This is a genomic window from Mesorhizobium sp. WSM4836, assembly GCF_055811815.1.
The window spans coordinates 1-16,660 of record NZ_JBVVQF010000025.1; the positions used below are offsets into that span (position 1 = coordinate 1).

Genomic DNA, 16,660 nt, shown 5'->3' on the forward strand with positions numbered 1-16,660 from the left:
CCCCCCCCCCCCCCCCCCCCCCCCCCCCCCCCCCCCCCCCCCCCCCCCCCCCCCCCCCCCCCCCCCCCCCCCCCCCTTTTGCCCCCCCCCCCCCCCCCCCCGGGTGGGGGAGGGTTAGAGCTGCATTCTCAAATCGCCGCAGTCACAATAATCTCGACCAGATATTCCGGTCCGGCAAGTTTCGCTTCGCCGGTGGCGCGGGCCGGTGTGTTGCCCTGTGGTACCCACTTGTCCCACTCCGCGTTCATCTCGGCAAAGCTGCTCATGTCGGCCAGCCAGATGATCGCCTGGAGTATCTTGGTCTTGTCGGTGCCGGCCTTGGCCAGCAATTCGTCGATCCCCGCCAGAATATCCTTGGTCTGGGCGCCGACGTTTCCGCCCGGCTTGCCGACCTGACCGGCCAGATAGACGGTGTTGCCATGGATGACGATCTGGCTCATGCGCGGGCCTACATCGATGCGGCGAATGCTCATTGGATATTCCTTCTCCACTTGTCGGTGCGCCTGTTTAGGGGCCGGGTTCGCCGGGGGCAAGGCCGTTCGAGCGGAACCGCTTGAGCCAAGCCAAAGCACACAACAAGATGGTCCGGCCGCAATTCCGCCCGATTGGCTTGTTGACTAATGTAATAACATCACATATCGAATCCGCCCCTGCAGCGCCGATCGTCGCCCTATGGATCGTCACATGAGCCAAACCTGCCTGACCTTCCGCGATCTGACGCTGGGCTATAACAGCCACCCGGCGATCCACCACCTCGACGGAACGATCCGCAAGGGATCGTTGACGGCGGTCGTCGGCGCCAACGGCTCCGGCAAATCGACTCTGATGAAGGGCATCGTTGGCGTTCTGAAGCCGATGGCCGGCGCGGTGATCCGGGCGCCCGGCCTGCGCGCCGCCTATCTGCCGCAGCAATCCGAGCTCGACCGCTCCTTTCCGGCCCGTGTCGTCGACCTGGTTTCGCTTGGCCTGTGGCCGCGGCGCGGCATGCTCGGCCGCTATACCAGGGAAGATCGCGACTCGGTCAGCAAGGCGCTGATGGCCGTCGGCCTCGGCGGCTTCGAGAAGCGGCCGATCGACACACTGTCGGGCGGCCAGCTGCAGCGCACGCTGTTTGCCCGTGTGCTGTTGCAGGATGCCGAGCTCATCCTGCTCGACGAGCCATTCAATGCGGTCGACAGCAAGACCGTCGGCGACCTGATCGCGCTGATCAAGCGCTGGCATGGCGAGCAGCGCACTATCATGGTCGTCGTCCACGATCTCGACCTGGTGCGGCAGAATTTTCCCGAAACACTGCTGCTGGCGCGCCAGCCGATCGCCTGGGGTGAGACCAAAGAGACGCTGCGGCCGGAGAATCTGCTACGCGCGCGCCGCTTCCACGAAGCCTGGGAGGACAACGCGCCATGGTGCGAGCCCGGCGAGCATGATCACGAGCACGGTGGCCACGAGCACAGCCATGACCACGACCATCATCACGGCTCCGGGCCGAGGGCGGCATGATGGACGTGCTTTACGGTCTTCTCATTGCCCCCTTCGCCGACTACGCCTTCATGCAGCGGGCGCTCGCCGGTTCGATGATGCTGTCGCTCGGCGCCTGCCCGGTCGGCGTGTTCCTGATGCTGCGACGCATGAGCCTGTCGGGCGACGCCATGGCGCATGCCATCCTGCCGGGTGCTGCCGCCGGCTTCCTGTTCTATGGCCTGGAAATCCTGCCGATGACCATCGGCGGACTGATCGCCGGCATCATCGTGGCGCTCGGCGCCGGTGCCGTCTCGCGCTTCACCATCCAGCGCGAGGACGCCTCGATGGCGGCCTTCTATCTGATTTCGCTGGCTATCGGCGTGCTCATGGTGTCGATCCGCGGCTCCAGCGTCGATCTCATGCATGTGCTGTTCGGCACCGTGCTGGCGCTCAACAACGAGGCGCTGACGCTGATCGGCGGCATCGTCGCGGTGACGCTGGCCAGCCTCGCCATCTTCTGGCGGGCGCTGGTCGCCGAATGCCTCGATCCTTTGTTCCTGCGCTCGGTCAGCCGGATGGGCAGCCCGGTGCATTTCATCTTCCTCGGCCTCGTCGTGCTCAATCTCGTCGGCGGTTTCCAGGCGCTCGGCACCTTGCTGTCGGTCGGGCTGATGATGCTGCCGGCGGCCGCCGCGCGCTTCTGGACCTCGCGCGTCGAGCCGATGTGCGTGCTGGCCACAGTGATCGGCTTTGCCTCCTGCATTGCCGGGCTGCTGTTGTCCTACCATGCGTCGCTGCCCTCCGGCCCGGCCATCATCCTGTCCGCCGGCGTCGTCTATTTCGCCTCGATCCTGTTCGGCACGCGCGGCATCCTGCGCGCCCGTATCGTCCATCACCGCCACAGAACCGCCTGATCCCAACCAGGAGACCTGTCCATGCTGAAATCGATCCGCGCCGCTTTAGCCGTGAGTGTTATAACATTAACCGCCCTTAGCGCATCTTCGGCCTTCGCAGAGCCGTTGAAAGTGGTCGCCAGCTTCACGATCATCGGAGACTTCGCCAAGAACGTCGGCGGCGACCGCATCGATCTGACCACCATCGTCGGGCCGGACGGCGACGCCCACGGTTACGAGCCGAGCCCGGCCGATGCCGTGGCGATGGCCAAAGCCGACATCGTGCTGGTCAACGGCCTGCATTTTGAAGGTTTTCTGCAGCGCCTGGTCGACGCCAGCGCCACCAAAGCTTCGATTGCCGTGCTGACCGAGGGGGTCACGCCGATCAATTTCAAACCCGAATTCGCCGAAGCCGAGGCCGAAGGCGCGGAAACCGATGGCGGCAAGACGGTCACCGATCCGCATGCCTTCCAGTCGATCGCCAATGCCAAGATCTATGTGAAGAACATCGCCGACGCCTTCTGCTCGGCCGATGCTGCGGGTTGCGACAGCTACAAGGCCAATGCAGCCGCCTATACGCAAAAGCTCGATGCGCTCGAAGGCGAAGTGCAAGCAGCGATCCAGTCGATCCCGCAAGAGAAGCGCGTGGTCATTACCTCGCATGACGCCTTCGGCTATTTCGAAAAGGCCTACGGCTTGACCTTCCTGGCCCCGGAAGGCGTGTCGACCGAATCGGAGCCTTCCGCCGCTGACGTCGCCAAGCTGGTCAGCCAGGTGAAGCAGGACAAGGCGGCGGCGATCTTCGTCGAGAACATCACCAATCCGCGGCTGATCGAGCAGATCGCCAGCGAAACCGGCATCAAGGTGGGCGGCACGCTCTATTCCGATGCGCTGTCGCAGCCCGACGGCCCGGCCGCGACCTATATCGACCTGATGCACAACAACATCGCCCAGATCAAAGGCGCGATCCTCGGCAGCTGACCCGACCGGTCCGGTTCATCCAGCCGGGCTGGCGCATGATGCGTCCTGGCGACATGCGGCGTTAGCCCGGCTGGATTTCCGGCATCGAAATCTCTATCTGCGCGGATGGATTTCTTTTCGCGCGGATTGCCGACCGGGTCAGGGAGTGGCAAGACTGCCGCTAACCACATTGCGAGGACACCGCCATGGAATACCGTCAGATCAGCGAGGACTATTCGGTCTCGGGCCAGATCCAGCCCGAAGATGTCGCGACCATCAAGGCCGCCGGCTTCAAGAGCGTGATCTGCAACCGGCCGGACGACGAGCAGCCCGGCCAGCCATCCGCCGACACCGTCAAGGCGGCGGTCGAGGGCGCCGGGCTCGCCTTCCGCTACATCCCCGTCATCAGCGGCCAGATCACGGCCGAGAACGTCGAGGACCAGGCTGAGGCGCTCGACGAACTCGGAGGCCCGGTGTTCGCCTATTGCCGGTCCGGCGCCCGCTGCACCAATCTCTATGGGCTGATCCAGCAGTCGAAGGGGTGAACGTTCGCGTCCCTCAGATCGGCAGAGCACCGGTTTCCTTCAGCGTCTCCAGCACGATCGCCGTCTTCACATGCTGCACGGATTCGTGCGGCAGCAGCACGCTGTTGACGAATTCCGACAGCGACTTCAGGTCGGGCGTCACGACTTTCAATATGTAATCCATCTCGCCGGTCAGCGCGTGCGCTTCCTGCACTTGCGGCAGCCGCGCCACCAATTCGCCGAAACGCCGCGCATTGTCCCGGTTGTGGGTGGCGAGCGTCACCGAGATGACGTTGACGAGGGAAAAGCCGAGCTTGTCGCGGTCGAGCACTGCCCGGTAGCCCTTGATATAACCGTCCTCCTCCAGCCGCTGGCGACGGCGCGAGCATTGCGAAGCGGACAGGTTCACCCGTTCCGACAGATCGTTGTTGGTCAGCCGCGCGTCGGCCTGCAGCAGAGCCATTATCTTGCGGTCAAACTGGTCGATGCGCGCCTCATCCATGGATTTCTGCTCCGCAGTGCACAACTTGCGCATGATCGGAACATTTCAAGCGTTTGAATGCAAGCAATTTGCACTCGCTCCGCGCTATGATCGCGCTCAGAAATGGCCGACGCGGCCAATGCCAGATTTCGGGCCAGATTTCGGAGCAATGCCATGGGTCCCTTCCCGCACGACGCACCGCCCGCCAAGATCAGCAAAGCCAATCCCGCCGGTACCGACGGCTTCGAATTCGTCGAATTCGCGCATGCCGAGCCGCAGAAGCTCGCCGAGCTGTTCACCCGCATGGGTTATGTGCCGGTGGCCAAGCACCGCAGCAAGGAGATCACCGTCTGGCGGCAGGGCGACATCAACTATGTCGTCAATGCCGAACCCGGCTCGCATGCCATGAAATTCGTCGACAAGCACGGGCCTTGTGCATCCTCGATGGCATGGCGGGTGGTCGATGCAAGGCATGCCTTCGATCACGCGGTGACCAGAGGCGCGACGCCCTATGAAGGCAACGACAAAACGCTCCACGTGCCGGCGATCGTCGGCATCGGCGGATCGCTGCTCTATTTCATTGAAACTTACGGCGAGAAGGGCTCGGCCTACGACGCCGAGTTCGACTGGCTGGGCGAGCGCGATCCCAGGCCGGAAGGCGTCGGCTTCTACTATCTCGACCACCTGACCCACAATGTCTATCGCGGCCAGATGGACAAATGGTGGGATTTCTACCGCGACCTGTTCGGCTTCAAGCAGATCCATTTCTTCGACATCGACGGCAAGATCACCGGCCTGGTCAGCCGCGCCATCACCTCGCCCTGTGGCAAGATCCGCATCCCGCTGAACGAGTCCAAGGACGAGACCAGCCAGATCGCCGAATATCTGAAAAAGTATAATGGCGAAGGCATCCAGCACATCGCCGTCGGCACCGACGACATTTATGGCGCCACCGACAGGCTGGCCGCCAACGGCCTGAAGTTCATGCCGGGACCGCCCGAGACCTATTACGACATGTCTTATGCCCGTGTGAACGGCCATGAAGAGCCGATCGAGCGCATGAAGAAGCACGGTATCCTGATCGACGGCGAAGGCGTAGTCGACGGCGGCACGACCAAGATCCTGCTGCAGATTTTTTCGAAAACCGTGATCGGCCCGATCTTCTTCGAGTTCATCCAGAGAAAGGGCGATGAAGGTTTTGGCGAGGGCAATTTCCGCGCTTTGTTCGAATCGATCGAGCAGGACCAGATCAAGCGCGGCGTGCTGAAGGTGGACGGCAAGGCAGCGTAGCCGGCTCGGCCGAGGTGCCTTGTGGTTTGATCAGTTATGACCTAAATTCTGGTCATAAGAGGTCTGACCATGAATGTTCCGATGGCAAAAGCGAAGGCCCAACTCTCCGAGTTGGTGAAACGTGCCCAGGCCGGCGAAGAGATCCATCTGACGCGGCATGGAGAGGTGGTGGCGACCTTGAGCGCGCCCACTCGGGCTGGCGGGAGCAAAGGCCTTTTTGGGGCCCTGAAAGGCCAAATTCGGATATCGGATGATTTTGATGAACTCGGTCCCGAATGGGACGAGTACATTAGATGAGTCGCCAATATCTGGTGGATACTCATATTCTGCTTTGGGTACTCAACGCCGATTCACGCCTTTCGGATCACCATCGCGAGATCTTTCTTGCGGGCGAGGATGTGGTCGTCAGCGCCGTCTCGGTAGCAGAGATCGCCATTAAGAAATCGCTCGGCAAAGTCACGCTCACAGGCAACATCGTGGAAATCTTGCGATCGAACGGCATTCCGATCCTCAGTGTGAATGAACTACACGCAGCGAGGCTTGGGCATCTGCCGTTCCATCATCGCGATCCCTTCGACCGTCTGCTCGTCGCACAGGCTCAAATTGAAGGTCTGACGTTGGTCACTGCGGATCGGCATTTCTCAGCCTACGACGTCGCGTTGGTCTGATCATCCAGCTCCAGCCGCTCGACCTCGGCTTCCCTCAGTTTCAAATCGTAATCGAGGAAGAACTCGTCGAGTTGCGGCGGTTTCACCGAGGTGCCGGACAGCATCGCGTGCACTTGGCCGCGATGATGGATGTCGTGGATGAACAGATGGGCGAGCAGGTCGCCGATGCGCTCCGGGATCATACCGTCCTCGCGCCGGTCGGTGACGACGCGGCGATCGAGGTCGTCGGCCGACGAACGATCGCAAAAGGCGATCAGCCGCCGATCGGATACGGTCTGCGCGACAAACAACGCCTGCGGTTGGTCGAAGGGCACGAAATCGTCATAGGCGGCGGCACCGACGCCGCCCTGCTCGAGAAAATCGAGATAGAGATGATCGACCGCCAGTATGTGGTTGAGCGTCGCCTTGATCGAGGGAAAAAAGCTGGTGCGTTGGGCCTCGAGTTCACCGGGCTTAAGCTGCAGCACGGCGCGATAGAGCCGGTCGTTCGACCAGAGATTGTTGCGCGCCATGAGGCTGAAATGGTCCAGCAGGTTCATCGTTTCGGACGCCTCTTCAGCCCAACCTTACCTGGCGTATTTCTCGACAGTCTGCTCGATCGCGCCGAAGATCGAATGCCCGCCCCTGTGCTTCATCTCGATGCGCACGATGTCGCCAAAGCGCAGGAACGGCGTTTTCGGTTCGCCAGCCTCGATAGTCTCGATCATACGCAACTCGGCGATGCAGGAATAACCGGCGCCGCCCGCCGAGACTGGCTTGCCCGGCTCGCCGTCGAGCTTGTTGGAAACCGTGCCCGAGCCGATAATCGTGCCGGCAGCCAGCGGCCGCGTTTTTGCGGCGTGAACAATCAGCGCCGGAAAGTCGAAGGTCATATCGATGCCGGCGTTCGCCCGGCCGAACGGCTTGCCGTTGAGGTCGACCAGCAGCGGCAGGCTGACCTTGCCGCCGTCCCAGTCGCCGCCCAGCTCGTCCGGCGTCACCGCCACCGGCGAAAAAGCCGATGACGGTTTCGACTGAAAGAAGCCGAACCCCTTGGCGAGTTCGGATCCGGTCAGTCCGCGTAACGTGATGTCGTTGACCAGCATGACCAGCCGGATCGCCGCCCGCGCCTCGCCGAGCCCAGCACCCATCGGGACGTCGTCGACGATGACGGCGACCTCTCCTTCCATGTCGATGCCAAGGGCGTCGTCGACCATGCGGATCGGGTCCCGCGGCGCGAGGAAAGCGTCCGAGCCACCCTGGTAGATCAGCGGATCGCTCCAGAAGCTTGCCGGCATCTCGGCGCCGCGCGCCTTCCGCACCTGCTCGACATGGTTCACATAGGCCGAGCCGTCGGCCCATTGGTAGGCGCGCGGCAGCGGCGAATGGGCGTCATGCTCGTGAAAGCGGGCAGACGGCACCGCATTATTCTCGAGCGATTCGGCCATGGCAGCGAGATGCGGCGCGATGCGACGCCAGTCATCGAGCGCCGCCTGAAGCGTCGGCACCAGAAACGAGGCATCGGTAAACCGCGTCAGGTCGCGCGAGACGACGACGAGCTTTCCATCGCGCGTCCCGTCCTTCAAGGTAGCAAGCTTCATGCGGTTTCCTCTCCTGGCGCAGCTTTGGCGCTGCTTAATTCCACAACAAGGCCGTCGCGGGCGATCGTCAAGTCGCCGGCCCATGTTTTCCTGACGGCGGCAATCCAGTCGGCTTCGCCGATCTCGGGATCGTCGGCCGGAATCAGGTGGTTGAGCACCAGTCTTTTGACCCCTGCATCGCTGGCGATGCGGCCCGCCTCCTCGGCAAAGCTGTGGCTGGCAAGCAGGTGTTCCCTCAGCCTTGCGCCGTTGCCGGTCTTAGCAACCAGCCGCTCGATACCCTCTTCCAACATGGCCTCGTGGACCAGGACATCGGCACCCTCAGCGAAATCCGCCAATGGCGGAAAGAATGCGGTATCGGAAGAGAAGACGACGCTTTGCCCGGCTTGCTCGAAGCGCAGCGCAAAGCAATCCGTCACCGGCGGGTGCTCGACTCGCAGCGCCGATATTTTGAGACCGCGCTCTTCGGCCACCTGGCCTTCACCAAGCTCGACGATCGAGACCAGGTCGCGGACATCGAGCCTACCTTCATCGGCGATGCGGATCTCGATGTCGAACTCCATCGCCTGGCAGAAGTGCTGCCAATAGTAGCCGATGCCGGGCGGGCCGAACACGCTGACCTTTGTTCCCAGGCCCGCCGTCCAGGCGGTGTGGATCAGCGCTCCGAGTTCCAGCACATGATCGGAATGCAGATGCGTGATGAAGATCAGGTCAAGCATCTTCAGGCTCATGCCGGCATCGGTCAGTCCGCGCGTTACGCCGAGCCCGCAATCGACGACGATGCTGCGGCCGCCAACGTCCAGCAGTGACGAACTCGGCCATGGTCCGCCTGGCCGGAGCGCCGGACCACCCTTCGAGCCAAGAAGCACCAGACGATCCGTCATCCGGCGGCGCTCAAGACCAGTCGCCCTCGGGTGTGCCATTGAAGCGTCTCTTCAGATCGGCCCAGCAGTCGATGTAATTGTCCTGCCGGGTTTCGAGCTCGGCGCCATAGCGGGTCACCATCTGGGGAAAGCGTGTCTCGAACATGAAGGCCATGGTGTTGTCGAGCTTGACCGGTTTCAGCTCCGCGCGCGAGGCTTTTTCGAAACCAGGCGCATCGGGCCCGTGCGCCAGCATCATATTGTGCAGGCTGATGCCGCCGGGCACGAAGCCCTCTTCCTTGGCATCGTATTGGCCGTCGATCAGGCCCATGAACTCGCTCATGATGTTGCGGTGGTACCAGGGCGGCCGGAAGGTGTTTTCGGCGACCAGCCAGCGCGGCGGGAAGATGACGAAATCGATATTGGCGGTGCCTTCCTCGCCGCTCGGCGCGGTCAGCACGGTGAAGATCGACGGATCGGGGTGGTCGAACAGGATCGCACCGACCGGCGAAAAGGTCGCAAGATCATATTTGTAAGGCGAATAATTGCCGTGCCACGCCACCACATCGAGCGGCGAATGATCGATCTCGGTGACATGGAACTGGCCACACCATTTCACTATCAGCCGGCACGGCGTGTCCCTGTCCTCGAACCAGGCGCAGGGCGTCTTGAAATCGCGCGGATTGGCCAGGCAATTGGCGCCGATCGGGCCGCGATCCGGCAGCGTCAGCTTGGCGCCGTAATTCTCGCAGACATAGCCGCGCACTTCGGCATCCACCAGTTCGACCTTGAACACCAGACCACGCGGCAGCACGGCGATCTCGCCCGGCCTGAGTTCGATAACACCCATCTCGGTGACGAAGCGCAAGGCTCCAACCTGGGGCACGACCAGCAACTCGCCGTCGGCATTGAAGAAATGGTCGTCGACCATCGAACGGTTGGCAATATAGACATGGGCTGCCATGCCGGTCTGGCCGAGCACGTCACCGGCGGTGGTGATCGAGCGCATGCCGGCAATGAAGTCTGTCGGCTCGCTCGGCATCGGCACGGGGTTCCAGCGATACTGGCCGAGCGCGAGCTGGTGGTCACCGACATTCGGCGCGCTTTTCCAAAGCGGATAATTCGTCGCTTTGAAGCGGCCGGTATGCCTGACGCTCGGTCTTATCCGATAAAGCCAGGAGCGCTCATTGGTGCCGCGCGGCGCGGTGAAAGGCGAGCCCGAAAGCTGCTCGGCATAAAGCCCGTAGGCCGGCCGCTGCGGCGAGTTACGCCCTTGCGGCAGCGAGCCCGGCAAGGTTTCGGTTTCGAAGTCGTTGCCGAACCCCGGCATGTAGGAATAGGCCATGGCATCCTCCCGAATTCGTGGTCCCGGAGCGTCCGAAGGGCGCTCCGAGTTGACCAAACTGGTTTCATTTGTAACCATTGAAAATGTAACCATCAACCACGGCGTCTGCCGGGATACAAAATCATGGACGTCCTGGAACTCGAAAGCTTCCTGCCCTACCGGCTCTATCGTCTCGCCGATGCCGTCAGCCGGGAATTCTCCAGGATATACAAGGACCGTCACGGCCTGACCCGGCCCGAATGGCGCACGCTTGCGGGACTTGGACAGCACGGCACGATGACGGCGACGGCGCTCGGCGAGCAATCGGCCATGCACAAGACCAAGGTTTCGCGCGCCGTTGCCGAACTCGAACGGCGCCGATGGCTCATCCGGACGCCGAACGAAAAAGACCGCCGTGTCGAGCATCTGGCGCTGACCAAGGCTGGCGTTGCCGCCTATCGCGAGATGGTGCCGCTGGCGAAAGCCTTCGAGCGGGAGTTGCTGGCAAGGCTGAGCCCCGCCGAGCGTGTGGCCATTGTCGGCGGAGTGGCAGCATTGGAGGCGGCATTGGGGAAAAGCTAGATTCCTGGCCGAATTGCTGGCACGCTGGCGCGAAGGATCGCTGCCGAACAGCTTTCAGTCCGCGCCGTGTTTCTTCGGCCTCACCAGTCCATCACCACCTTGCCGGAATTGCCGCTCTTCATCGCCTCGAAGCCCGAAATATAGTCATCAATGCCGATGCGGTGCGTGATCAGGCCGCTGACGTCGAGAGGACCCTGCACCAGCGCGATCATCTTGTACCAGGTCTCGAACATTTCGCGGCCGTAGATGCCCTTCAGATGCAGCATCTTGAAGATGACCTTGTTCCAGTCGATTTCGAAGCCGGTCGGCGCGATGCCGAGGATGGCGATCTTGCCGCCATTGTTCATGGTGTCGATCATGTCGCGAAAGGCAGGCGCGGCGCCCGACATTTCGAGGCCAACGTCAAAACCCTCGGTCATGCCGAGCGCCGGCATCACGTCGCGCAGCTTTTCCTTCGATGCGTCGACGACATGCTGGACGCCGAGCTTTTTCGCCAGTGCCAGGCGCACCGGATTGATGTCGGTGATGACCACTTTTCGCGCCCCGACGCATTGCGCCACCAGCGCACCCATGATGCCGATCGGCCCGGCGCCGGTGACCAGCACGTCTTCGCCGACGAGGTCAAAGGACAATGCAGTGTGAACCGCATTGCCCAAGGGATCGAATATCGCCGCGATCTCATCCGGCACGTCATCGGGGATCGGTACGACATTGTGCTGCGGGATCGCCAGGTATTCGCCAAAGGCGCCCGGCCGGTTGACGCCGACGCCAAGCGTGTTGCGGCACAGATGCCCCCTGCCCGCCCGGCAGTTGCGGCAATGGCCGCAGACGATATGGCCTTCGCCCGAAACACGCTGGCCGATCTTGTACTCGGTCACCGCCGCACCGAAATCGGCGACGGTGCCGACAAATTCGTGGCCGGTCACCATCGGCACCGGCACGGTCTTTTGCGCCCACTGGTCCCAATTGTAGATGTGGACGTCGGTGCCGCAGATCGCGGTCTTCCTGATCTTGATCAGCACGTCGTTCGGACCGATTTCCGGGACCGGCACTTGTTCCATCCAGATGCCCGGCTCGGCCTTGGCCTTGACCAGCGCCTTCATCATGTTCGACATTCTCTTATCCCCAGAACCTTGGTCGCTTGAATCTCTTGATCCGGAATCGCTTTTCGGTCCCGGCCATTCAGGAAATCACGCCGAGTTCGCGACCGACTGCGGAGAACGCCTCAACCGCGCGGTCGATATCGCCGCTGGAATGGGCGGCCGACATCTGCGTGCGGATGCGCGCTTGGCCTTTCGGCACCACCGGGAAGGAGAAGCCGATGACATAGATACCGCGCTTCAGCATCCGCGCCGCCATTTCCTGCGCCAACGTCGCGTCGCCCAGCATCACCGGGATGATCGGATGGTCGGCACCAGCCAACGTAAAGCCCAGCTTACCCATCTCGGAGCGAAACCGCGCTGCGTTGGCATATAGGCGCTGACGCAACGCATCGCCATTGCGGATCAGCTCGAACACCCGGATCGAGGCGCCGGCGATCGCCGGCATCAGCGTGTTGGAAAAAAGATAGGGCCGCGAGCGCTGACGCAGCCAGTCGACCACCTGCTTCCTGCCCGACGTGTAGCCGCCGGACGCGCCACCCAATGCCTTGCCGAGCGTGCCGGTGATGATGTCCACCCTGTCCTCGACGCCACAACGTTCGGCCGAGCCACGGCCATTCCTGCCGACGAAACCAACCGCATGGCTGTCGTCGACCATCACCATCGCATCGTATTTGTCGGCGAGGTCGCAGACGCCCTTCAGATTGGCGATGATGCCATCCATCGAGAACACGCCGTCGGTGGCGATCAGCCGGAACCGACAGTCGCGCGCCTCTTTCAACCGCGCTTCGAGATCGGCCATGTCGTTGTTGGCGTAGCGGAAGCGCCTGGCCTTCGACAGCCGCACCCCGTCGATGATCGAAGCGTGGTTCAGCGCATCGGAGATGACCGCATCCTCCTCGCCGAGCAGCGTCTCGAACAGGCCGCCATTGGCGTCGAAGCAGGAGCCGTAGAGGACAGTGTCCTCCATGCCGAGGAAATCAGAAATGGTCGCCTCGAGCTGCTTGTGTTCTTCTTGTGTGCCGCAGATGAAGCGCACCGACGCCATGCCGTAGCCGTAGCGGTCGAGCGCCTGCTTGGCCGCCTCGCGCAGTTCGGCGCTGTCGGCGAGGCCGAGATAATTATTGGCGCAGAAATTCAGCACCTTCTCACCGCCGACCTCGATCTCGGCCGATTGGGTCGAGGTTATCACCCGCTCGGATTTGTAAAGGCCTGCCGTTTTCAGTCCTTCAAGCTCGCTGTCGATGTGGGAGAGGAATGCTGCGGTCATGATCAGGCCCTGTTGAGATCGATGAGGACTGTCGCGCCGCGCGGACGAAAAATCCATCGCAAAAGCGACCGCTCCGGTGGCGGCAATGGCACAGCAGAGGCCACGACGTTCAAATGCGGAGGCGCTGCGAAAGATTGCAATAACCACTTTGCGGGTTTCCCGCCACGGTCATCGCCGCCGGCCTGTTGCCGTCCCAAACCTGTTAACACTTTGAAGCCAAAGATCATCGCACAAGAATTCATTGGCGAGAGGACGCCTCAGAGAATGTCGCAGCAGCCGGTGCACGCCGTTTCAGGCAGGCTCATACTCCTGATCAAGTCCGGCTACTGGCTGGCTCTGCTGATCATAGCCGCCATGGTCATGGCCTCCTTCATCCTGCTGCAACAGGTGATGGCGACCCAACGGCACAATCAGGCGCTGCTCGATATCGTCAGCACACAAAAAGCCCTGTCGCAGCGCATCGTCTTCCTTGCCGGCGCGACAGGCAGCGCCCAGCGCGATCAACAGCGCGCTCTGGTTAGCGCGCTCAAGCAAGCGACGGTGGAGTTCGAGAAGAATTACGACCTGCTGCTCGAACGGACCGCCGCCGATCCGGTGTCGCCGGCAAGGTTCGATCCGAAATCGATCGAGAGCGTGCTTTTCGCCAAGCCGTACCATCTCGACTATTTCTCGGTTGGGCTTATCGCCAACGGCGAGCGCCTGATCTCTTCATTCGAATCGCGGCTCAACACGACCGGCAGCGGCGGCTACAAGGGCGGAGAGGAGCGCGTCAACCTGGACGCTTCCGTTGCCAACGCAACGTTGTCGGGCTACGCAGCACTCGGGCAGCGCATCAGCGCCTACGCGGACCAGCGCTCCGAAAAGCTCCTCGATCTTCACCGCACATTGTTCTACTCGACCATCGGCGTCATCCTGCTGGTGGCACTTGTCATTTTCAGGCCGATGTCGAATGCCATCCTGCGCCGGACGCGCGAGCTGGTCGATGCGCGCAATTCCATGGCCTTCATTGCCGTGCATGACGGGCTGACCGGCCTGCACAACCGTACCTTCCTGACCGACCATTTCGATGCGTTCATAAGCGGTGCGCAGCGAAGGCGTGAACGGGTTGCCGTGGTGCAGTTCGACCTCGACCGGTTCAAGCAGATCAACGACACGCTCGGCCATGCCGCCGGCGATTATGTGCTGGTGGTGGCCGCCCAGCGTATGCGCGATTCCTGCCGGACGTCGGATCTCATCGTGCGTCTCGGCGGCGACGAATTCGTTGTCGTCCTCAACGACGCCGGCAGCACCGAAGACATCGATATCGTCGCCAGGAGCATGCTGGCCAAACTCAATGAGCCGGTCATATTCGGAGGCACGACAATCCATCCGGGCGTAAGTGCCGGGATTGCGGTCTACCCGATCGACGCCGACAATGCGCAGGACCTGCTCGTCCATGCCGATCTGGCGCTGTATTCAGCCAAGAAGCAGGGCGGCGGCAGCTTGTCCTTCTTCTCCGATGAGCTGAGGCGCGAACTCGACAATCGAAAGCAGCTCGAGCTCGACATCAAGGTCGCCATCTCGGAGAAGGCGTTCGAAGTCTATTTCCAGCCGCAGGTGTCGCTGTCGGACGGCGCCATCAGTGGCTTCGAGGCTTTGGTTCGCTGGAGGCATGCCGAACGCGGTATGATCGCGCCGGGCGAGTTCATTCCAATCGCAGAAAAATGCGGCTTGATGTCCGAGATTGGCCGCATCGTCATTGCCAAGGCGATCGATGAAGCAGCCGAATGGAACCGCGCCGGCATCGCCTTCGAACGGATCGCCGTCAACGTGTCCGGCTCGGAGTTGCGCGAGGCAGATTTCGAAGTCTTCCTGTTCGATACGCTGGAAAGGGCTGGCCTGCCGGCCCACAAGCTATCGCTGGAGATCGTCGAATCCGTCATTCTCGACGACGAGAAGACCGGTATCGCGGCAAAGCTGCGGCACATCCGCGCCGCCGGCATCCATCTTGAGCTCGATGATTTCGGCACCGGCTACGCATCGCTCAGCCATGTCAATCCAAACGAGATCGACCGGCTGAAGATCGATCGCCGCTTCGTCCAGAACATCAACGAGAACAGCGGCAACACCAAGATCGTGCGTGCCCTCACCGAGCTCGCCCGCGGTCTCGGCATCTCCATCGTTGCCGAGGGCGCTGAAACCGAAGCCGAGCTCGACGCGCTGATGGCGATCGGCTGCGACCAGGTGCAAGGCTATTCAATCGCTTTCCCGATGCCGCCGGACGGAGTACGCGAATGGCTGGTGGCGCGAGCGCCGAAAAAGGCCAGGCTGACGGTGCTGCAGGGCCGCCTGGCGTAGGGAAAGTCGGAACTACTGCAATGGCGGCAGGTTTCTCAGCGGGTTGAGCATCAGCACCCCAAGTGGTGCGAAATGACGCTCATTATCCGTCAGTATCACTAGGCCGTGAACCTCGGCTGTAGCAGCAATCGCTATATCTTCAAATCCCGGCCGATGAGCCCTTGCGCGATCAAGAATAGAACCCGCGGCATGCGCGGCTCGCAAATCGAAGGGCAGAATCCTTCCCCCGTAAAGATGCTCGACTGCTTGCCACCAGTCGCGAAGCAGCGCGGCGTTTGTGGTCGCGCCGTCGCGCTCCGCCTTCGCTATCCCCGCCGCGATTTCGGACGCAGTCACAACGGACAGGAACAGGTATTCGCTCGCCTTATCGAGCCATGCCATCAGCGCCGCCCGATCAACCTTCCTGGCTGGAGCCATTGCCGAGATGATGTTGGTGTCCAGCAGAAACATCCGGGCTGGTCGCCGCGCTACAACGCAACCTTGCGAGCCGGTTTACGGGAACGAGGCGGAATGTCGTCCTTGTCCCCGGGAAAAGCCGCCAGCAGCCGCCCGAAGCTCGGCACCCGAGACAGCCGCTGATAATCTTCGAACGACAGGACGACGGCCTGCTTCCGACCGTGGCGTGTGATAATGGCAGGCTCTCCTGCCACTGCCTGATCGACGACTGCCGAAAGCGTCGCTTTGGCGTCTTTCAACTGAATTTCGCGCATGTTGCCGCCCTCGCATATGACTACGATGGTCATATAACATTGCAGACGGCTTGGAACAAGGCTTGCGGTCCAATCGGGATCAATTGACATTGGCCCGCAACGCGGCCAGCACCTGTGCAAACTCTGCCAGCCTGTCGTCGGACAGTCCTTTCCGCAGCCGCTTGTCGAAGGCTAACGCGGCGGTGCGCAATTTCAGGAACAACGCTTCTCCGGCTTGGGTCAGCTCCACCTGGTGAACCCGGCGGTTCTCGGGATCGCGGCGCCGCATCAGCAGGCCTTGCGTCTCCATGGCGTTGAGATGGTGGGTCAGCGTTGCGCCCCGGATACCGATCATGCCGGCGAGCTCGCGTTGGTTGGCCAGCTCCCGCGATTTGACCGACAGCAAAGTGACCCAGACCGGCAGCGTGCCGCCGGCCTCGACCAATGCAGCGTCGAAAGCCTGCGCGACCAGCTTGGCGGTGCGGGCGAGATTCATCCCGATCGGCGGGCGGTCAAAGGGCGTCATGACGCGACACTAGAACAAGGGCAAAGCCGATGGAACCGGCTCGAGCTTATGCGTTGACATCTAATCATTTGATATCTATCCATACGATCAGCGGTGGGCAAGAGAGGAAATGCGG

At 61.9% G+C, this 16,660-nt stretch carries 20 protein-coding genes; 9 read left to right on the plus strand and 11 right to left on the minus strand.

What is annotated here, in order from left to right:
• Positions 1–128 precede the first annotated feature (128 nt).
• Positions 129–473 carry a RidA family protein gene (locus AC0L2P_RS25285; RefSeq protein ID WP_473505069.1) on the minus strand — a complete coding sequence of 115 codons (345 nt, stop codon included), beginning with the start codon at positions 471–473 and terminating at the stop codon, positions 129–131.
• Between the two features lie 211 nt (positions 474–684).
• Here AC0L2P_RS25285 and aztA point away from each other — a divergent pair, with 211 nt between their 5' ends.
• The 4 genes from aztA to AC0L2P_RS25305 all read left to right on the plus strand — a co-directional run bounded on the left by aztA (position 685) and on the right by AC0L2P_RS25305 (position 3,856).
• Positions 685–1,497: a zinc ABC transporter ATP-binding protein AztA gene (gene aztA / locus AC0L2P_RS25290; RefSeq protein WP_473505071.1), complete on the plus strand. Its 813-nt coding sequence runs from the start codon at positions 685–687 to the stop codon at positions 1,495–1,497.
• Entirely contained in the window at positions 1,497–2,372 is an 876-nt protein-coding gene (aztB, locus tag AC0L2P_RS25295; protein WP_473505254.1) for a zinc ABC transporter permease AztB, read from the plus strand. The genes aztA and aztB overlap by 1 nt, the downstream gene beginning before the upstream one ends.
• Positions 2,373–2,393: 21 nt before the next feature.
• Positions 2,394–3,332, plus strand: a complete 939-nt coding sequence (aztC, locus tag AC0L2P_RS25300; RefSeq protein ID WP_473505073.1) for a zinc ABC transporter substrate-binding protein AztC — start codon at positions 2,394–2,396, stop codon at positions 3,330–3,332.
• Between the two features lie 185 nt (positions 3,333–3,517).
• Entirely contained in the window at positions 3,518–3,856 is a 339-nt protein-coding gene (locus AC0L2P_RS25305) for a protein tyrosine phosphatase family protein (RefSeq protein WP_473505075.1), read from the plus strand.
• A gap of 13 nt (positions 3,857–3,869) precedes the next feature.
• Here AC0L2P_RS25305 and AC0L2P_RS25310 read toward each other — a convergent pair whose 3' ends face one another.
• Positions 3,870–4,337, minus strand: a complete 468-nt coding sequence (locus AC0L2P_RS25310) for an Lrp/AsnC family transcriptional regulator (protein ID WP_023717197.1) — start codon at positions 4,335–4,337, stop codon at positions 3,870–3,872.
• A 153-nt stretch (positions 4,338–4,490) separates the two neighbouring features.
• Here AC0L2P_RS25310 and hppD point away from each other — a divergent pair, with 153 nt between their 5' ends.
• The 3 genes from hppD (at position 4,491) to AC0L2P_RS25325 (ending at position 6,274) form a co-directional block, all read left to right on the plus strand.
• Entirely contained in the window at positions 4,491–5,606 is a 1,116-nt protein-coding gene (hppD, locus tag AC0L2P_RS25315; RefSeq protein WP_473505077.1) for a 4-hydroxyphenylpyruvate dioxygenase, read from the plus strand.
• Positions 5,607–5,687: 81 nt separating this feature from the next.
• The gene (locus tag AC0L2P_RS25320; protein ID WP_473505079.1) at positions 5,688–5,903 is read left to right on the plus strand and encodes a type II toxin-antitoxin system Phd/YefM family antitoxin; all 216 of its coding nucleotides are present in this window, start codon (positions 5,688–5,690) and stop codon (positions 5,901–5,903) included.
• A complete protein-coding gene (locus AC0L2P_RS25325) occupies positions 5,900–6,274 on the plus strand; it encodes a type II toxin-antitoxin system VapC family toxin (protein WP_473505081.1) in 375 nt (124 codons plus the stop codon). Before AC0L2P_RS25320 ends, AC0L2P_RS25325 begins: the two co-directional genes overlap by 4 nt.
• Here AC0L2P_RS25325 and AC0L2P_RS25330 read toward each other — a convergent pair.
• Genes AC0L2P_RS25330 through hmgA form a run of 4 tightly spaced genes read right to left on the minus strand, consistent with a single transcriptional unit; the run spans position 6,253 to position 10,062 of the window.
• The gene (locus tag AC0L2P_RS25330; protein WP_473505083.1) at positions 6,253–6,813 is read right to left on the minus strand and encodes a DinB family protein; all 561 of its coding nucleotides are present in this window, start codon (positions 6,811–6,813) and stop codon (positions 6,253–6,255) included. The genes AC0L2P_RS25325 and AC0L2P_RS25330 overlap by 22 nt on opposite strands.
• A 27-nt stretch (positions 6,814–6,840) precedes the next feature.
• On the minus strand, positions 6,841–7,854 hold the full coding sequence (locus AC0L2P_RS25335; protein WP_473505085.1) for a fumarylacetoacetate hydrolase family protein: 1,014 nt from the start codon (positions 7,852–7,854) through the stop codon (positions 6,841–6,843).
• Positions 7,851–8,738, minus strand: coding sequence for an MBL fold metallo-hydrolase (locus AC0L2P_RS25340; RefSeq protein ID WP_473505087.1), 888 nt, complete (start codon positions 8,736–8,738; stop codon positions 7,851–7,853). Before AC0L2P_RS25340 ends, AC0L2P_RS25335 begins: the two co-directional genes overlap by 4 nt.
• Positions 8,739–8,748: 10 nt before the next feature.
• On the minus strand, positions 8,749–10,062 hold the full coding sequence (gene hmgA / locus AC0L2P_RS25345; RefSeq protein WP_473505089.1) for a homogentisate 1,2-dioxygenase: 1,314 nt from the start codon (positions 10,060–10,062) through the stop codon (positions 8,749–8,751).
• Between the two features lie 123 nt (positions 10,063–10,185).
• Between hmgA and AC0L2P_RS25350 the strand changes: the two genes are divergently transcribed.
• Positions 10,186–10,623, plus strand: a complete 438-nt coding sequence (locus AC0L2P_RS25350) for a MarR family winged helix-turn-helix transcriptional regulator (protein WP_473505091.1) — start codon at positions 10,186–10,188, stop codon at positions 10,621–10,623.
• An 80-nt stretch (positions 10,624–10,703) separates the two neighbouring features.
• Here AC0L2P_RS25350 and tdh read toward each other — a convergent pair whose 3' ends face one another.
• Both tdh and AC0L2P_RS25360 read right to left on the minus strand, forming a co-directional pair.
• Complete coding sequence (gene tdh, locus AC0L2P_RS25355) at positions 10,704–11,738, minus strand: L-threonine 3-dehydrogenase (RefSeq protein WP_473505093.1); 1,035 nt, start codon at positions 11,736–11,738, stop codon at positions 10,704–10,706.
• A 67-nt stretch (positions 11,739–11,805) separates the two neighbouring features.
• Positions 11,806–12,993: a glycine C-acetyltransferase gene (locus AC0L2P_RS25360; protein ID WP_473505095.1), complete on the minus strand. Its 1,188-nt coding sequence runs from the start codon at positions 12,991–12,993 to the stop codon at positions 11,806–11,808.
• 264 nt (positions 12,994–13,257) lie between these two features.
• Here AC0L2P_RS25360 and AC0L2P_RS25365 point away from each other — a divergent pair, with 264 nt between their 5' ends.
• A complete protein-coding gene (locus AC0L2P_RS25365) occupies positions 13,258–15,330 on the plus strand; it encodes a putative bifunctional diguanylate cyclase/phosphodiesterase (RefSeq protein WP_473505096.1) in 2,073 nt (690 codons plus the stop codon).
• Between the two features lie 12 nt (positions 15,331–15,342).
• On the opposite strand, the gene AC0L2P_RS25370 is transcribed toward AC0L2P_RS25365, so the two are convergent.
• From AC0L2P_RS25370 to AC0L2P_RS25380, 3 genes are all read right to left on the minus strand, one after another.
• On the minus strand, positions 15,343–15,780 hold the full coding sequence (locus AC0L2P_RS25370) for a PIN domain-containing protein (RefSeq protein WP_473505098.1): 438 nt from the start codon (positions 15,778–15,780) through the stop codon (positions 15,343–15,345).
• A gap of 17 nt (positions 15,781–15,797) precedes the next feature.
• Positions 15,798–16,040: a type II toxin-antitoxin system Phd/YefM family antitoxin gene (locus AC0L2P_RS25375; RefSeq protein WP_473505100.1), complete on the minus strand. Its 243-nt coding sequence runs from the start codon at positions 16,038–16,040 to the stop codon at positions 15,798–15,800.
• 79 nt (positions 16,041–16,119) lie between these two features.
• Positions 16,120–16,545, minus strand: coding sequence for a MarR family winged helix-turn-helix transcriptional regulator (locus tag AC0L2P_RS25380; protein ID WP_473505102.1), 426 nt, complete (start codon positions 16,543–16,545; stop codon positions 16,120–16,122).
• Between the last annotated feature and the right edge of the window lie 115 nt (positions 16,546–16,660).

Excerpts from the sequence above, each read along its gene's own strand:
- AC0L2P_RS25285 (WP_473505069.1), bottom strand. The coding sequence starts at position 473 with ATGAGCATTCGCCGCATCGATGTAGGCCCGCGCATGAGCCAGATCGTC.
- aztA (WP_473505071.1), top strand. The coding sequence starts at position 685 with ATGAGCCAAACCTGCCTGACCTTCCGCGATCTGACGCTGGGCTATAAC.
- aztB (WP_473505254.1), top strand. The coding sequence starts at position 1,497 with ATGGACGTGCTTTACGGTCTTCTCATTGCCCCCTTCGCCGACTACGCC.
- aztC (WP_473505073.1), top strand. The coding sequence starts at position 2,394 with ATGCTGAAATCGATCCGCGCCGCTTTAGCCGTGAGTGTTATAACATTA.
- AC0L2P_RS25305 (WP_473505075.1), top strand. The coding sequence starts at position 3,518 with ATGGAATACCGTCAGATCAGCGAGGACTATTCGGTCTCGGGCCAGATC.
- AC0L2P_RS25310 (WP_023717197.1), bottom strand. The coding sequence starts at position 4,337 with ATGGATGAGGCGCGCATCGACCAGTTTGACCGCAAGATAATGGCTCTG.
- hppD (WP_473505077.1), top strand. The coding sequence starts at position 4,491 with ATGGGTCCCTTCCCGCACGACGCACCGCCCGCCAAGATCAGCAAAGCC.
- AC0L2P_RS25320 (WP_473505079.1), top strand. The coding sequence starts at position 5,688 with ATGGCAAAAGCGAAGGCCCAACTCTCCGAGTTGGTGAAACGTGCCCAG.
- AC0L2P_RS25325 (WP_473505081.1), top strand. The coding sequence starts at position 5,900 with ATGAGTCGCCAATATCTGGTGGATACTCATATTCTGCTTTGGGTACTC.
- AC0L2P_RS25330 (WP_473505083.1), bottom strand. The coding sequence starts at position 6,813 with ATGAACCTGCTGGACCATTTCAGCCTCATGGCGCGCAACAATCTCTGG.
- AC0L2P_RS25335 (WP_473505085.1), bottom strand. The coding sequence starts at position 7,854 with ATGAAGCTTGCTACCTTGAAGGACGGGACGCGCGATGGAAAGCTCGTC.
- AC0L2P_RS25340 (WP_473505087.1), bottom strand. The coding sequence starts at position 8,738 with ATGACGGATCGTCTGGTGCTTCTTGGCTCGAAGGGTGGTCCGGCGCTC.
- hmgA (WP_473505089.1), bottom strand. The coding sequence starts at position 10,062 with ATGGCCTATTCCTACATGCCGGGGTTCGGCAACGACTTCGAAACCGAA.
- AC0L2P_RS25350 (WP_473505091.1), top strand. The coding sequence starts at position 10,186 with ATGGACGTCCTGGAACTCGAAAGCTTCCTGCCCTACCGGCTCTATCGT.
- tdh (WP_473505093.1), bottom strand. The coding sequence starts at position 11,738 with ATGTCGAACATGATGAAGGCGCTGGTCAAGGCCAAGGCCGAGCCGGGC.
- AC0L2P_RS25360 (WP_473505095.1), bottom strand. The coding sequence starts at position 12,993 with ATGACCGCAGCATTCCTCTCCCACATCGACAGCGAGCTTGAAGGACTG.
- AC0L2P_RS25365 (WP_473505096.1), top strand. The coding sequence starts at position 13,258 with ATGTCGCAGCAGCCGGTGCACGCCGTTTCAGGCAGGCTCATACTCCTG.
- AC0L2P_RS25370 (WP_473505098.1), bottom strand. The coding sequence starts at position 15,780 with ATGTTTCTGCTGGACACCAACATCATCTCGGCAATGGCTCCAGCCAGG.
- AC0L2P_RS25375 (WP_473505100.1), bottom strand. The coding sequence starts at position 16,040 with ATGCGCGAAATTCAGTTGAAAGACGCCAAAGCGACGCTTTCGGCAGTC.
- AC0L2P_RS25380 (WP_473505102.1), bottom strand. The coding sequence starts at position 16,545 with ATGACGCCCTTTGACCGCCCGCCGATCGGGATGAATCTCGCCCGCACC.